Source organism: Holdemanella porci (assembly GCF_009696075.1).
GTDB classification, from domain to species: domain Bacteria; phylum Bacillota_I; class Bacilli_A; order Erysipelotrichales; family Erysipelotrichaceae; genus Holdemanella; species Holdemanella porci.
Genome location: NZ_VUMR01000018.1, coordinates 1 through 16264, shown reverse-complemented (window position 1 = coordinate 16264; position 16264 = coordinate 1). Strand labels below are relative to the sequence as shown.

At 31.3% G+C, this 16264-nt stretch carries 20 protein-coding genes; 4 read left to right on the top strand and 16 right to left on the bottom strand.

Translation table 11 applies throughout. The features are described 5' to 3' along the window. The first annotated feature begins 4 nt into the window (after positions 1–4). From FYJ55_RS04810 to FYJ55_RS04800, 3 genes are all read left to right on the top strand, one after another. Complete coding sequence (locus FYJ55_RS04810; RefSeq protein WP_268234138.1) at positions 5–448, top strand: very short patch repair endonuclease; 444 nt, start codon at positions 5–7, stop codon at positions 446–448. Between the two features lie 18 nt (positions 449–466). After that, positions 467–865 carry a hypothetical protein gene (locus FYJ55_RS04805; protein ID WP_154555872.1) on the top strand — a complete coding sequence of 133 codons (399 nt, stop codon included), beginning with the start codon at positions 467–469 and terminating at the stop codon, positions 863–865. A gap of 71 nt (positions 866–936) precedes the next feature. Then, positions 937–2082 carry a DUF3883 domain-containing protein gene (locus FYJ55_RS04800; RefSeq protein WP_154555871.1) on the top strand — a complete coding sequence of 382 codons (1146 nt, stop codon included), beginning with the start codon at positions 937–939 and terminating at the stop codon, positions 2080–2082. Between the two features lie 9 nt (positions 2083–2091). On the opposite strand, the gene FYJ55_RS04795 is transcribed toward FYJ55_RS04800, so the two are convergent. Beyond that, positions 2092–3573, bottom strand: a complete 1482-nt coding sequence (locus FYJ55_RS04795; RefSeq protein WP_229771092.1) for a lysozyme family protein — start codon at positions 3571–3573, stop codon at positions 2092–2094. Between the two features lie 144 nt (positions 3574–3717). Between FYJ55_RS04795 and FYJ55_RS04790 the strand changes: the two genes are divergently transcribed. Next, a complete protein-coding gene (locus FYJ55_RS04790; RefSeq protein ID WP_154555870.1) occupies positions 3718–3996 on the top strand; it encodes a hypothetical protein in 279 nt (92 codons plus the stop codon). Between the two features lie 6 nt (positions 3997–4002). Here the strand turns inward: FYJ55_RS04790 and FYJ55_RS04785 are convergent, their stop codons facing one another. The 15 genes from FYJ55_RS04785 to FYJ55_RS11280 all read right to left on the bottom strand — a co-directional run bounded on the left by FYJ55_RS04785 (position 4003) and on the right by FYJ55_RS11280 (position 16103). Continuing rightward, a complete protein-coding gene (locus FYJ55_RS04785; protein ID WP_154555869.1) occupies positions 4003–6339 on the bottom strand; it encodes a VirB4-like conjugal transfer ATPase, CD1110 family in 2337 nt (778 codons plus the stop codon). Further along, complete coding sequence (locus FYJ55_RS04780) at positions 6281–6709, bottom strand: PrgI family protein (RefSeq protein WP_154555868.1); 429 nt, start codon at positions 6707–6709, stop codon at positions 6281–6283. The genes FYJ55_RS04785 and FYJ55_RS04780 overlap by 59 nt, the downstream gene beginning before the upstream one ends. Further along, positions 6696–6929, bottom strand: a complete 234-nt coding sequence (locus FYJ55_RS04775) for a hypothetical protein (protein WP_154555883.1) — start codon at positions 6927–6929, stop codon at positions 6696–6698. Before FYJ55_RS04775 ends, FYJ55_RS04780 begins: the two co-directional genes overlap by 14 nt. Positions 6930–6990: 61 nt before the next feature. Beyond that, positions 6991–8574, bottom strand: a complete 1584-nt coding sequence (locus tag FYJ55_RS04770; protein WP_154555867.1) for an HNH endonuclease — start codon at positions 8572–8574, stop codon at positions 6991–6993. A 12-nt stretch (positions 8575–8586) separates the two neighbouring features. Further along, positions 8587–9156 carry a hypothetical protein gene (locus FYJ55_RS04765; protein ID WP_154555866.1) on the bottom strand — a complete coding sequence of 190 codons (570 nt, stop codon included), beginning with the start codon at positions 9154–9156 and terminating at the stop codon, positions 8587–8589. Between the two features lie 87 nt (positions 9157–9243). Beyond that, entirely contained in the window at positions 9244–10074 is an 831-nt protein-coding gene (locus FYJ55_RS04760) for a hypothetical protein (protein ID WP_326831841.1), read from the bottom strand. Positions 10075–10088: 14 nt separating this feature from the next. Next, positions 10089–10394 carry a glutamyl-tRNA amidotransferase gene (locus tag FYJ55_RS04755; protein ID WP_154555865.1) on the bottom strand — a complete coding sequence of 102 codons (306 nt, stop codon included), beginning with the start codon at positions 10392–10394 and terminating at the stop codon, positions 10089–10091. Then, positions 10372–12159 (bottom strand): VirD4-like conjugal transfer protein, CD1115 family, encoded by a 1788-nt coding sequence (locus tag FYJ55_RS04750; protein WP_154555864.1) that lies wholly within the window; start codon positions 12157–12159, stop codon positions 10372–10374. The genes FYJ55_RS04755 and FYJ55_RS04750 overlap by 23 nt, the downstream gene beginning before the upstream one ends. Beyond that, positions 12146–12352, bottom strand: coding sequence for a hypothetical protein (locus FYJ55_RS04745; protein WP_117924928.1), 207 nt, complete (start codon positions 12350–12352; stop codon positions 12146–12148). Before FYJ55_RS04745 ends, FYJ55_RS04750 begins: the two co-directional genes overlap by 14 nt. A 5-nt stretch (positions 12353–12357) precedes the next feature. After that, positions 12358–13080 carry a PcfB family protein gene (locus FYJ55_RS04740; protein WP_154555863.1) on the bottom strand — a complete coding sequence of 241 codons (723 nt, stop codon included), beginning with the start codon at positions 13078–13080 and terminating at the stop codon, positions 12358–12360. Then, a complete protein-coding gene (locus tag FYJ55_RS04735; protein WP_154555862.1) occupies positions 13077–14414 on the bottom strand; it encodes a relaxase/mobilization nuclease domain-containing protein in 1338 nt (445 codons plus the stop codon). Before FYJ55_RS04735 ends, FYJ55_RS04740 begins: the two co-directional genes overlap by 4 nt. After that, positions 14387–14746, bottom strand: a complete 360-nt coding sequence (locus FYJ55_RS04730; protein ID WP_154555861.1) for a plasmid mobilization protein — start codon at positions 14744–14746, stop codon at positions 14387–14389. The genes FYJ55_RS04735 and FYJ55_RS04730 overlap by 28 nt, the downstream gene beginning before the upstream one ends. A gap of 216 nt (positions 14747–14962) precedes the next feature. Beyond that, positions 14963–15172: a hypothetical protein gene (locus FYJ55_RS04725; protein WP_154555860.1), complete on the bottom strand. Its 210-nt coding sequence runs from the start codon at positions 15170–15172 to the stop codon at positions 14963–14965. A 17-nt stretch (positions 15173–15189) separates the two neighbouring features. Then, entirely contained in the window at positions 15190–15888 is a 699-nt protein-coding gene (locus FYJ55_RS04720; protein WP_154555859.1) for a DUF5688 family protein, read from the bottom strand. Between the two features lie 86 nt (positions 15889–15974). Further along, complete coding sequence (locus FYJ55_RS11280) at positions 15975–16103, bottom strand: hypothetical protein (RefSeq protein ID WP_268234137.1); 129 nt, start codon at positions 16101–16103, stop codon at positions 15975–15977. Positions 16104–16264: the final 161 nt, after the last annotated feature.

The window sequence follows — 16264 nt, the reverse complement described above, 5'->3', positions numbered from 1 at the left end:
ACTCATGTATAATAAAATCATGGATACAGTTTCTAAAAAACAAAGACATATAAATATGTCGCACATTAAAGGTAAAAATACTAGTCTAGAACTCAAAGTAAGAAAAAGACTATATCATGATGGATACAGATATAGGGTTAATGTTCCTAATCTACCTGGAAAGCCGGATATAGTCTTATCTAAATACAATACAGTTATCTTTATTAACGGATGTTTTTGGCATAGACACAATTGTAAATTAACAACCACACCTAAGACTCGTACTGAATACTGGAACAAAAAGTTTGAGCGTAATATACAAAATGATTTAATCAATCATGAAAAACTACGTAATTTAGGTTGGCATGTTATTGTTCTTTGGGAATGTGAAATTAAGGAAAGCTTTGAACCATTAATCGAAAGTGTTGAGAATGAATTAAACCAATACTATCTTAATGATCATTTATAAAAGAAAAGGAATCTCATTATGAAATTATTAAACTCAAAATCAATATTAGATTGTACTGATCAAGAAATAGAACAACACAATCAAGAATGCTCTGCAATCATAGAAAGTCTTCATAAATATGATGATTATGATTGTGCAGTTATCTATAAATATTTTGATGAAGCAAATAAAGAAAAAGAACCAGTCATCAAACAATGCAATCTATATGATTGTTTAGACATGGTTCAATATGCAGATATCAAAAACGGTGTAGACTTTGCTACAGTTGAAGGATTCCTAACGTTTATTTGCTATGGATCTGAATATGAATACAATAATCGAATACATCTAATGACTACTGGTATTCAAATAAGACCATATAATAATAAAATGGAATTTCTGCCTTTAGGCATTAATTTAGATAAAATCAAAATATAATTACATATAGAAATCATCAAATAATATATAATACAAATGAACGAATGCAAATTTTATGAGAGGAAAAAAATATGATTTATAATGAATTTAATTTATCAGATTACAAAAACAATTATAGAACAATTGAGGGTATGCACAAATGCTATGGTTTTGAACATAATGGAATTTTTTATTCTAATAATATGGTGTATGAAAAAATAGAAATATTCTATAAAGAAACCAATTCAGAACATCTTATATCTTCAGTTGATAAATCAAATGGTAAACCAGAAATTAAAGCACTTTATATAAATTTCATTACAAATATAAACAAATTTTCCAAATCAATATTTGAAAAATTTTTGGACGAAACAACAGATAAATATTCTGTATTTACTGAAGCTGAAGTTAGTAATATGGATCAAAAAAGAAAAGATTCCACTCGGATTGCTAGTGGAAAAACAATTATTGATGGAAAAATTTATTATGTAGCAAACAATCTAAATCAAAGTGAATACATTTATAGTATTTTTAATCATACACCTGACAAAGATTTAGATAAAATTATATTTAGAATCTATTCTAAAAAAAATGATTCGATAGAATCAGAAGAAAACGAGAAGTTCGAAATCAGCAGATTTATTAATAGATTTATTAGTAATAATGAAAAGACTAATATTTCTTTTAATATTACTCTAGATAAAAATACTACCAACATCTCTCGTTCAAGCTCTAATTCTAGCTCTCACCCAAAGAAATCCAATAGCAATAACAAGAACGTTACAGTTGACTTTGATCACATTAATAAGGTTCGAATAGAACACGGAGATTTAGGTGAATTCCTTATAAAAGAATACGAAATTAATCAAATTAGCCAAAATGAACAATTAACCCAAAAAGAAAAATCAGATTTGACATCTAAAGTTATAATTGTTTCTAACGATACTTCATTAGGTTATGATATCGTTTCAATTGACACTAACGGAAAGGAAAAACACATAGAAGTTAAAACAACAACAAAAAACTCTCGTGATCAATTTTATCTGTCAAAACATGAATTTGAAGTATCCAAAAACGACCCTAACTATTACATCTATAGATTATATAATTTAAGAGAAGAGAACGGAGAATTAAAAGCAAACTTATCCATTACTAAATCCGATTTTCTTGAAAGTGATTTTGATTTAGAACCCTCCTCATATATAGTCAAAACTAAAAAAAGCAATAAGGATAGTTAATAATTTTAATTATTTAGGATTGGCAAACACTACTCCACCATATATAGATCTTAATTGATCTAACGTATAGGATTTTGTTTGCCAATCCTTTTTTGCATCTTGAAAAGTATTTGTAATACCATCAAGATTCCCTTCTTGAACAGTTATTGTATTATCTTTTACTGCGATTACCATTCCAACATGGTTGTGTCCAATAGCAGAGAACACTGCACCAGCTTTTGGTGAAGAAGATCGTTCAAATTTATCTAGATGTGCTGACACCAATTCCTTCACACAACTACTTCCATCACCGCTAAAGCCTGGATCGTATCCATATAATTCATAAAATCGTCCCCAAGCAAACCATGTACATTGTCCATATAATCCAACCTGTGCGTATGGATTCTTTGTCACCCAGGCTTCTAAATTATTAAAATTAGGATTTGTACCGCCTCTAAAAGTAATCCCTACATATCTCATAACATGATCAACGTAAGAAGAATCTCCATACCCAGATACATTTAGCTCTTGTTTTTTATTGTCAGAAAACTGTTGTGCATTATACTTAGAATACCCACCAAAATTACGAATTGCCCATTCAATATAGCCAGAACCGTAATTATATCCTTGCAAAGCCAAATATATACGTTCTGTATCGGATGAATCCTTTACTTTTGCTTTCTTTAAACAATCAGAAAATGTATGTGTTCCCACTTCAATGGAATATTCAGGATCCGTAATTCCATTAGGTACTCTAGGATATTTTGTATTATACCCTGACTCACTTGCCTGCATTGGATCATTGCCTTTCCCTCCTGACTCCTGCATCATAATTGCCTGCAATAAAGAGACATAATCCTCAATATCATACTCTTTTGCATATTTACGAATTGTATCTTCATACGCAATAACTTCATCACTTAGAGCAACAATTTCACTGTTTGATCCACCATCCTGTGCCAACACACTAAATGTTCCAATAAATAAAGTAACAACAAGCAATAAAATCAATCCAGTTCCAAAAGAAAAAAGTGTATTCATCGCTGATACACTCTTCTTAACCACTTCTATTGATGTTTTTATTACTTTAGTTGTGCTCTTAACAGCCGGTTGTGTTACTACTTTATCCGTTGTTTGTTTAATCTTAGAAGCATTTACTTTATTTACGACATGCTGCTTTGCCTTAGATACATACGTGATTCTTTGATTTCGCACCGGTGTAGACTCGCTAATCACCTTCTTTTTTGTTGCTTTAAACCTATGCTCTCTATGCTTTTGTTTAATAAACTTTGTAGCGCGCTGCTTTGATTCTATAAACGTTTGCTTAGCAACTTCATTAACGTTATTCGTAGCTTGTACATTCGGATTTGTTTTAACAGACTGTTCTACCTTTTTATCTTCTTCCTTATTTCTTGTGTGAATAGTTTGCTGTTTAACAAAATGCTTCACATTCCCTTTAACATCCTTTGTTTTTATGGATAGTACTTTCTGTTTTGTCTTTATATCACGCAATTTTATCAACTCCTTATCACAATCAAATCATTAACATTTTTAATAAGTATAAAATTATTTACTTTCATCACCCGTTTTTTAATTTTCGGTCGAGTACAAAAAAAGAAAGATTCAGTATGCTATTTTAAGGAAGGAGGAGTCCAAATGAAACAAAAGAGACTGTCTAGAAAAATTAGAAAATCATATACAATTCAAACCAATATTGATGAACTAGCAGAAGTACTAGCTAAATTGCTTTATGAATTGAAAATTGATCAAATCCACATTATGACATACAAAGATCGAATTGATATTTTTGCGACAAAAAAGATGAAACTTTTATATGTGGAGTTGTATGAAAAAATATTCAGTCTAACCGACGATGACATCGATAGAATAGATGAATATGAAAAAAGAATTCAAAAGTTAAAAGAATCAAAGTGAGAAGAATCAATGAATTCTTCTCACTTTATCACCAGGCCTAGTTGTATTTAAATCATACAACAATCCTTTTGGCATCTTATTTACAAATGGAACTATAGATCCACCGTACTTAATCAATCCACATCCAGTAGGAGCATTTGTAATATAGCTCATCTGTTCTTCTGAAATATTTAACAATTTAGCCAAGTCTTCTCTATCATTGGCTGATTGATTCAACATGACAATAAACTCAGAATTGGATAGCATACTAATTCCTTGTTGAGACGATAATAAATATTTAACATTCTGTGTAATCCCTGTAGGATATGCATCTCTTTTACGGAATTGTCTCCAGGCCGAGGCAAAGAATGTTGCACTTTCTTCATTCTCAAAAATAACATGAATCTCATCAATGAAGATATGAGTACGTTTCCCTTTTCTCCAGTTTTCATTCACACGATTGATAATGGCATCTGTAATTACCAATAGACCTAATGTTTTTAATTGTTTTCCCAAATTAAAAATATTAAACGATAAAATTCTAGACTTGATATCTACATTCGTTTCATGAGCAAATATATTTAATGATCCATTTGTAAATAATTCTAGCTTAATAGCTAAAGATTTAGCCTCTGGTTCATTTTGCTCCAATAACTTTTTATAAAGATGTTTTAACGTTGGTACATAGCCATTGGTTTTTGCTTCCTGGTAAACTAGCGTTACACATCTATCGATAATAGATCTGTCAATTGGTGTAATACCGCCATGATTAGCATCTAAATTTTCAAATACAGACATCAAAAATTGAGATTTATCGGCAATTGAGTTTCCACTATCACCATATCCCTCTACCATTTCCATTGCATTAATATAATCCGTACTATTTGTACCAATACGAATAATCTGTCCGCCTAAAGCATTGATTATAGAATCATATTCTCCTTCTGGATCTGCAATGATAATATCGTCATCTGTAGATAAGATTAAAAATTCAATTTCTTCTTTTGTTAAGAATGATTTTCCAGATCCTGGAATACCAAAAAAGAAAGAGTTTGGATTTTGAAGCAAAGCCTTGTTACAAAGAATAGGATTGTTTGTAATCGCATTTTGGCCAAACCAAACTCCACCCTTTTGCATAATCTCATGTGCTCTAAAAGGAATAAACACAGCAGCACTTTCTGTTAATAAAGTACGCGTAATATTTAATTTATTCACTCCTATAGGTAATACAGTTTGTAGGCCATCTAGTTGTCTTTTTGAAAAATATAATGTTTCTAGTTCACAAACATATTTACGGGCTACAGCCTTCAGTGTTTCTGTATCCTTATTTAATTCTTCAATAGAATCAGCTAAATGCACAACCGTAATGTTACAAAGCATCATTCTTTGATCTCGTACAATTAAATCATCCAGAAACTCCTTGCACTCTTTACGTTGCAATTCCATATCATATGGAATGATTGCTGAAAAGTTGTTATTTCGATTTTGCTTCATTTGCCAATCTGTAATATTCTTTTCAACACCAAGGAATTTATTTTCCACTTCTCGGACTGCTTCATCTGTTGGCACTGTAATAATATCCATTGAATACATCAAATTTTTATTCAAATCACACAACTCCGATACAAATTCATCTTTCAAAAAACCAGGATAATTATTTAAATAAAGAACACGACCATATTTACCGTCAAACTCAAAATACTTATTATGATATTTACACATTCTTGGCGTAATTAAATCTTTAAAAGAATGTCCTTTCCTAGCTAAATCGGATAGATCTAATTGGAATTCCTCCGTTTCATTTCGATAAAAATCATGTAATATCTTCAAACGTTCTTCTGCATCCAATTCAATACAAGAACTTCCTAGTCTAGAAAATAAAGTTGAAAATTCTGCAGTTATACGAGAAAAAGTAAATCTAGCTTCTTCTATGTTACTTTTAAAAACTGTTACAGTAATATATTTTTCCTGGATAATATCATCACCTTCAGCTAATTTGGACAATAACATATCGTTGTACTCAACTCTATACTTATCCAAACCATCTTCCTTTAATGGAATTAAAATATCTTCTTTAAATTTCTTTATATCCACTTTTCGATTGTTAATGGTAATTTTCGTCATTACAGATGGATCAAATGAATTTAGTAGATCACTATATGTTAAAAATAAATTATTTTTATCTTCTCCTGATGCAATCTTATAATTAATATCCAAAAACCTATAACTCTTTGTGTATCTTTTTCCAGAACGAAAAATACCATCCTTATAGACCGAATCTACTGGGATGGTATCCTGCACTGTCCTAGGCACTCTTATTCTTTCTTTGTTCTGCTTTTTTAATCTTTCGTAACTTTTTATCATGTACAATCGACTCCTTTCTTGATTGTTTAATCATTGGTTCAAAAACCTCATTATACAAGTTAAATGGTTTATTGATTAAATCTCTAGACGATAATAACAATGAATTAAATATCGTCTTAACAATATCTTCTGTATACATACCCTGAAATCTTATAAATCCAAAAGCTGCAAATGGTGCCGCTCCAAGCATACATAACCAGCTAGTAATTTCAGTCCCTAGCGTATCATTCAACAAAAAGAAAATACCACAAGCTATACCACAAGCTATAATAGAGAATATACTTTGTCGAAGAGATAAGCCAAAAAAGATACTCTCCGTATAATCCCGTATTTCCTTATTGATCTTAATTTCAAAATTAGATTTCATCATCAAAATCCTCATGAATAATGTCCAATGGGATAGATGATGAAAACATAATATTCTCCATTGGAATTATCATCTTCCCATCTCCTCTAACAATTACAACTTGATCCTGTTCATGTTGTAACTTATACATAATCCTATCTTTCATAGGCAAAGTTGAAGGTTCAACTATCTCAATTGAATCTCCTGTTTTTAATACAATCGTATTTAATATATATTCTTTCATGTTACTTTCCTTTCCTGCCAAAATGGCATAATAAAAAGCAGGATTTCCCTGCTTCATTGTTTTATAAATTGTAATATTCTAATAATTTATCTAAAGAAATATCTAATCCTTTTGCTTTCAACAACTCAATTCGTTGATAGTACAGTTTAATCAATAAATTTTTTGCGTTTATACCGTAATGAATTTCATTGTGACAATTACTACATAGCGAAACAATATTTTCTTCAACATCAAGTGAATACTGAAAATCATCTTGATAAGCCATCGGAATTAAATGATGTGCTTCAGTATAAGGTAAGCTATCACTTTTTCTAAGAAATGTAAAATGCTTATCATTAATTTCACATTTATAATCAGCATGATTTAAAGCATTCTGAGCTTTTAATCTATCTCTCTTATAGTACTTAACACCTTTAGTTGTATAAGAAGCATTCGGTTTAATAATTTTGTTGTTTGAATATTCAAAAGGACGACTAATAACAATAGAACTATTGTTAATAGATTTATTTAATTGCTCATCTTGGAATTCATTACACTTCTTTATTTCAATCGCCGTATTAATGCAATTTTGAGAATCAATATATTTTAAAGTTTGTTTAACAAAATCTGCATCTTTCGATTTATTTGCAAACCAAACATTAGATTGACCAAATCCTATATTATGTGAATTATCCCTAGCCCTAGGAATTTTAAATTTACGTTGAGCTGTTCTTAATAAAGTTGCATTTTGATAAGCAACTTCAATATTGAACACACGATGATTATAAGCACAACGATTTCTATAAACTTTCGCATTTTTATACCATCCGATAATAACAGTAGAGTTTATTGTGGGACTCTTGGCGCATAACACAACTAATACATTATCAATCCATTCTTTATTTTTAAATGATGAATCAATATTTTCTATTCTTAATTGCTTAGGAGAGTTCATATTATCGCTGTACCCACCAATATGATTTGTTTCCACAAACCCTCTAATTATTCCATCTTCGCATTTATGAAAATTAAATTTTTCTTCAGCATCACCTGTTTTATCAACATATTTTCCCCCATTAATAGGTTTTTCATCAAAATTAACAATATCGTAATGATTCATATATGCTATGTTACAAAACAAAATTCTTTGTCTTTTATTCATAAAATCAAGTCTCGATTTTACCTCTTGATACAATTCTTTGCCAGCTGCAGTAGAAAGTTCATATTTTTTACCTTTGACAATAGATTTTGACCAATCTTCAGGTGACTTTATCCATTCCTCTTTAGGAAAGAAAAATGGATTTTCTAAAATTATACATCCAATCTCGTCATCCATTTTTATATTGTTTTTTGATCGATATGATGTAATTTTCTTTTTCATTTCCTCTTCTGATTTAACACCATTCCCAATTCCATACCTATTCCATGCTTCACTAAAAGTTAGCTTGCAATACCTTGAAAAATAAGCTCCTCCTACTATTTCTCCATATTCTCCTTTGTCTTTTTTCGAGTGTAACTTAAATAAAAACAAATCTCCATTTTTTAGAACTTTAAACTCTTGAGTTCCAGGAGTCCAAAAGTTAATAAATCCATTTAAGTTTTCTTTATTGTGAACGAGATTATTCATCCAGTCTTTATCAGTAATCCCTACATAAAATTTTTCCATACTTTTGCCTCCTCAAGAAATTGTTGGTAATATTTTTTTCAACTTTTTATTTGGCTTAATTAATTGATTACATAATTCTTTCCACAATTTTTCTGTAGGGCAGTTTTCATGGCAAACAGTCATATCAAAAAACATATATGGAATATGCGAATTTGTGAAACCATAGAAGTACATTGTATATTCATCTCTATATCTTGCCCATTCATTATAATCTTTTTTATTTAGATATGGTTGGAAATCTAATGCATTGCAAAAAGGCTTTAATTTATTTATAACATCTTCATTCACTTTACTACCATAAGAAAATGTACAAACTTCATCACATTCTTCAGGGATAAGAGTTGGGACAAAGCCATTTTTTCCATGACTCACTTTAACTGCAGGAGCTACTAAATCTATTTTAGTATTTTTATCAACATAAACAGTTGTTGGCATTTCATATTTAGCTTTGGGATCTAAAGATAGTTTATATGTTTGAACAGAAAATTCACGTTCTGGTATATTTATTTGAATATAGTTATTACCTCTATGTTCATGTTGTACAAATATTATTTTTGAAAAATATATTTCTTGTTTTTGCATTATAATCAACTCCAATAATAAATAACTACTATTATCATTATCAAACACCATTTCTATTTTAAATGCAATAAATACTGTTTTAGGTTATCATAACCCCATCATTTCTTTGACTATACGATCACTCATCTTAATAGAACCAACTAAAACCAGCATATTAAATATCAGTTCACCAACATAACTCCATACCATAGATACGCTAGATGCTGTAGTATCAACTACCGGTGCACTAGACGCAAAAGCTGAAAAAATGATACAAGCAAGAACAATAATAGCTCCTTCTAAACATACTCCTGCATAACTTTTAATAAACGTAAATGCTGTATTTTGTGTGCTTTCTCCTGCAGCTGCTGCAAGCGGTATTGGAGAAATAGCTGTGTACATATACAATTTAAAGAATCTTCCATATACAGTTAAAATCATCACAAACGATAATATTGTTATTAATATGGATCCTAAAAGTGTAACTGCCCATAAGGGAATAGATTCCAGGAAACCTGTATTACTTACTGCATCAATAATTTCTTGAGGCAGTACGGTTTCACTTGATACACCTAATCCTGCAGTTTCAGTAATCGCTTGAATAATTCCTTGTACTATCTCAAATATCTTTGTCATTAATTCCATTCCATACATGACCATTCCCCTAGCAATAATAAATCTTAAAAACAATTTAAAGGCCTGTTCCGGCCTTTTTACATCCTGCCAACTTGTACAGGTTCTGATCAATCCCCAAACAAAGAATAGCACAAGAAGTGCTAATCCAATTGCTTGAAGTGCTCCATGTATTTTAACTATGATTTGCCAAATATCACCACCTTTGAATGTTTCAGGTGATTCTGTTAACAACAGCCATATTTCAGCTAATTTAGAATTCCAGGTATTGATGGCACTAGTTAGGTTATCTATGATTCCACTCACTAGAAATCACCATCCTATCCAACAATAATATTCAAAATCTCTTTAGCAAATGTAATAATGATTCCTCCGGCTACCGTCATAAAGCCATTCGCTCTTTGACTTGGATCATGACTTTTCAAAGAAAGTCCTACCTGTACAATTCCAAAGCCTAATAAAATCATTCCAATCGCTCGGATAAGTCCAAACATAAATTCACTGAAGTTATTTACAACAGTAACTGGATCATTTGCTGCATAAATCGGTGTTGCAAAGTTTCCTACAATCACCAATGCAATATATACAAAGAATAATACTTTTCTAATCGTTTTTAGTTTCTTCATCTTCTTCAATCTCCTTTAAATAGTTTTCTGTTTCTTCTACATCCAATAATTCATACTCATTATTACTAAGAAGAATATTTTGCCAATCCTCAATAAAATGATTCACTTGTCCATGAATGTACGGTTCACGACCTCCATCCATTGTTTGTTTAATACGAGGATGTTTTAACAAATTAAATTTTCTATCTCGTACAGGCCTTTCACCTTTCAAAAATAGAACAGCATAATTATTGTCCAGTAAACGAACTTCATCAGAAGTTAACAATTCCCTTCCAGTTCTCTGAGAATTTGTTGTGAAGCTTCCACTTCTTCCTTCTGATTTACCATACGTATTTGTATCAATCGTTGCCTTTCCAAGTTCCTTACTTATATATTCATGGGTACTTTGTTCATTTCCACCTAAATATAATTTAGAATCACAGTTCCCCATAATTGACTCCCAAGTATCCTTATATAACGCTTTGATCTGTGCCAGGTTCTGTAAAATAATTGATACAAAAATAAGTCGTGATCGCATTGTCGAAAGCAATTTATCAAACTCATCTGGTAAAGCAACATTGGCAAATTCATCCATAATAAAATGTACTGGTACAGGAAGCTGGCCACCATGAACAAAATCTGCTTGATAATATAACGTTTGAAATAACTGAGTATACAACATACCGATGACAAAATTAAATGTTGAATCATTATCAGGAATAATCGCAAATAAGGCTGTTTTCCTTTCTCCTATCTGCTCTAACTCCATTTCATCATATCTAGTAAGTGATGCAAGTTCTTCCAAGTTAAAAGCAGCAAGTCTTACACCAACTGAAATCAAAATAGATTTAGCGGTCTTACCTGCTGCCTGTTTATATATTTTATATTGTTTAAGTGCTAAAGAATTACTATCTATCGTTTCTAGACGCTTAAATAACTCATCCAACGGACTCTCATATTCATCTTCATCTTCTTTTACTTCAGCATAATTAAGCATCTCCATTACCATCGTAAAGTTTTGCTCATCCTCCGGCGCATAATGGTATAAATATAACATCAATGCTTCAAGCAATGCTGTTTCACTTTTCTCCCAAAATGGATCGTTTGTAGAAGATCCTTTTGGAGTTGTATTACGAATTAGATTCGTGATCAATTTCAATACATCCTTGTCACTTTGAATATAATGAAATGGATTATACCCCAATGATTTAGACATATCGATTAAATCAATAACTTTGATTTCATATCCCTCATCTTCAAGCATATAACCTACGCTCTTGATAATTTCTCCTTTTGGATCTAATACAACATAACTCGTATTACACTGCATAATGTTAGGCTTAGCATAATATCGAGTTTTACCAGCACCAGAACCACCAATCACAACCGTATGAAGATTTACGTTTTTAATTTTTCCATGAATATCCATTCGTGTTTTTTGCGTAAACAACTTATTTTCAAAAAAATCCTTATTCGAATGTTTCTTCACTAAAGAGCGTATATATCCCCATCTAGCTGATCCATACTCTTCTTTTTGTCTGTAATTCTTTTCGTTGGATAAGTAAATACCAATTCCTAAAACATAGATAACCAGGAATAATCCAATCGTTTTTAAAGAATTATCACACCATTGAAATTGAAAGGGATGATTCAACGCTTCGCTTAGATAAGGTAGTGCATGAATGAGTCCTTGATCCATATATGGTGCAATCAAAACTGCAAACCATATTGTAGGAATGATTAATAAGCCTAGAAATAAATATTCGTCGTTCTTAGCATCTCTCATAGTGATCTTTTATTGATGGATGGTCTGCATCACAAACCTTTACAATAAGAGAATCTAAAAAATCATAGTTCTTATGAGCTAATCGCTGTTTATCTCTTAGATCAGCTAATGCCCTAACAATAATTCTTCTCTCTGTATCATCTACCTGAATTTCAATTATTTCGTCATCATTTTTCTTAAACCATTTTCTCATAATCGTTATCTCACTTTCTTTTTTGATTTTTTCTTAACTGGATACTTAGGCGCAGAAGATTTTAGGTTTTGCTGCTGTTTAATGTCCTTCAATTCCTTGCGAACAGAAGGCCTATCCGTAGTAGCTGTTAATCTTTTTCTTTCGACGGTTTTCTTCTTGTTTTCTTTCTTCGATGTTTTTGAAGATGGCTCGAACGGAGTACCGTCCTTGCTTGTCCGAGCTTTGTTGGGGTTTTCCTTATCATCCATTAGCTTTGACAATAAAGCATCATGTTCTTCATCACTAAGTGGCTTAGCATCATCTATACTCTGTTGTGATAATACAGATTCACGAATTGCTTTTGTGTCGATAGTAGCTAGATCAAACTTATCTACCATCCTTGAGATTTTAGAAGCATCTTCTGCTTTTACCATAATATCCACAATTCCATCTGTATTATTCTTTTCTTTCAATACAGAATATAAAACTCCATAATGTTTTGCCTCTTCACAAAACTTTTTTAAATCCGAATGATGAATAGCAAAGACTTTTAACTCTTTATCCGACTTTAACAAGTTATTTAAATTGGTTTTTCCTTTCACTTTTTTATTGTCTTTTAAAATAGCATATAAAGTGACAGCCAAAGATCTTGCTGCCATGCCGCCTGCTTTTAAACCAACTTCAGCAGCAACCTGTATACCTTCCAAGGTCATCTTCATCATTTGATCTGCAGTATCTGCACTGTTCATAAATTCAAGCTCCTTTCATATTCTTTTTGTGTTTGGATACGCTCATCTTCTAATGCATTCACCATTTTTAATTTATCTTGGATATCAGGAACTCTCTTTTCTATATCTTCACATATTTTGATTTCCTTTTTCCCATGTGCAATTTTAGAAGTTAACGTATCACGATCCATTTCTAATTGCTTTTTTAGATTTGGATTACGTGTTCTTTTGATTTTATTGTAGATGGATCTTCTTTGATTCATCCAAGATTCTATTTCTTTATTTAAAGACAATTTAAAAGCGAGCACATCTTCTATTGTTTCTAGATTATGCTTGCCTACAAAAGTATTTTCATTTGTGATTTTATCCATATAGATCAAATCCTTTCTTAACTGTGGACTTGGATATTTCTGTCTTTTTCCTTTAGGCCGAATAATTCCCAGTTCAAAACAATATCTAATATATAGGGCTTTGATTCCTTTTAATTTTGTATGATCACCATGATATTCCTTACATGGCACAATATCCTTAACTGGCTGCATCGGAAATAAATAATTGTTGTTGATTCGTTCCATGATATGATTTTCATCATATCGACCATCACGAGCAAGTTTATAAAATCGAAACTTTCTTTGCGACTGTGGATGTTTTAAAGTCCAGTGCTTACCAGTTAAATCAACAACGTATCCAATATCTTCAAGCCCTGATTTCATTTGATCTAAAGTCCTAGCGTACGCTAATACAGAATCCACATCATAACGAATAATCTTCCTAAAATAGATGCCATCCTTTTTTTCTGCATTCCATTCTCCATAATTCATGGCTTTCCTTTCCGGTTTTTCAATAACATTCAAACCATGCTGTTTACATATTGCATCATTCAATTCTCGAAAATGATCAATATCTTTTTTCCGGTTATCATACTTCATGCCATCTACCCAGGAAACTGAATTCACAACAAAATGGTTGTGCAAATGGTCTTTATCTAAATGTGTAGATACAACGACTTCAAATCGATTTCCCCACATTTGTTTCGCCAATTGCACACCTAATGAATGACATTCTTCTGGCGTTACTTCACCTGGCTTAAAAGACTGTACTGCATGGTAGGCTAGTCTTCCATCCATCTTGTTATAGGATAGCTTTGTATTCATCATCTGCTTTAGTGATGTACTAGGTTCGCAATTGATTCCAGTAATATATTCTTTCTCATTTGTTTTATATCCCTGAGTTGTATATGCCAACACTTCTTTTAATCCATCGCTTAATTCTTCTTTTGTCTTATCCGAATTTTCAATGTAGTTTAAAACTCTTCTCAAATCATCCTTTACTGCCCATATTTTTGTGATTGCCATAATTCCTCCATATTGATAGGTTGCCGAATCAAAAGCATAATTTCGTTAATTTGTTTTTGAAGCGCCTCATAATTTTCCATGTAAACTGAATCATCCATTTTATTTTGTTTATAAACTGCTCCAGCTATTCCGTTTATACTCTCTGCAATTTGTCTTAGCTCTTGAATCACTTCTACTAGTTCTACACTAGGTGAAGGTCTAGGAACCAATCCATTTATACACATACGTAAATAAGATTCTCTTGATTGTCCTGAATATTTCACCAATTCATTAAGATGATTCCATTCACTATCCGATAAACGAATGACAAATTGTTTATTTCTTTTCCGCATCTTTATAAAAAGCACCTTGTATAAACAAAATATAGAAAACTCCAATAATCAAACCACCCAGGAAACTTAATAAACTTATCGTTACTGTACTCATATTTAATATTCACCTCCGCAAAAAAGAGCTACCAACTCTTTTGATAGCTCAGGGTCTTAGGGATGTTCCCTAAATACTTGTCTTTGGATATCCAAAGACGTTGCTTGCTACAACTGTAGACACTAATTGTCTGCAGCCTTTTTCTTATCAGGTATAAGATCTGCTAGATCCTGATTCATTTTTTCTAACATTTCTTTTTTCTGATTTAGTAATTTTAAATTTGAAGATAAGGTATTATTTTCTTCTATTAGAAATTTTATCTTTTCCTCATTTTTAGTTTTCCTTTTTTCAATAAACGAAATTCGCCTAATGATATCTTCGTATTTAATCATTTTCAATTCTCCAAATATCAATGAAGTAATTGTGAATATTTCTGTTTGTTGATTCTCTTTTCATAATCATCTGATTTCTCTAAAACATGATTATCCTTATCATAATGATATAAAATATCAGACAGCTTTTTATCTTGATCCATAAAATTAGGACCATTCATAAGTAAAAGCATTTCCTTCAAACGATCTATATTCAATGTTGGAGAATCACATAAAGCTAAACATTCATCTGTTGAAGAAGGAACAATATAAAGATCATGTCCTAATTTTTCAGCCAGATTATTCAAAACTCCGGAATAAAAAATTGTTGCTGCTCCATCCGTTCTATGTTCATTTGTCAAAACTACAAAATGCCTGTCTTCATTTTGCCATGCTTCTTGTTCTGGAACGCCCATCAGCAATGTTTCTAGTGGAATAATTTCTGGTTTCATCATATTTGGTGATGAAATCAATGCATCATTGTGTAACTGCGATACATCAATTCCATAATAATAAAGCATCTCATTTGTAACTCTGGCCGAGCAAAATTGATTATCAGTTGTTTTAATCATCACTCTATATACAATCGCTAAATCTCCAATAACTGTATGTGGCTCCATAGATAATTCTTCTTTATTAGTTTCTGCATTAATTACATTCATGAATAAGAAATCTTTAACTGAATCGTAATCAAGTAATGCATTCACATCTTCTAAAACTTTATCATTGTGAATCATATTATTCATCCTCTCCTTCTTCTAATTTTTCAAAATAAAAAGCCAATCTTTCAAGATTGACTGTATTAAAATCACACGTTTCTAAATCATTCATTATCAATATCCTCAACTTCTTGATACAAGCCAAAAAGCGGATCCTGTGTATCAACTTCGTCCACATCTTCTTCATAACTGTCAATTGCGTAAACAATATATTCTACAATATCACTAAACATATTTTGTTGTACTTGTTCTAAAGCTTTGATGCTAGTGATGCTAGTATATTTATAGGACAGGTAAAACATCTCGAATTTGATTTGATAAGGAACCAATCACATTAAAAATAGAATGAGATATTGAACATGACTGTCCTGGATATTGTAGATTCTTGTGCATA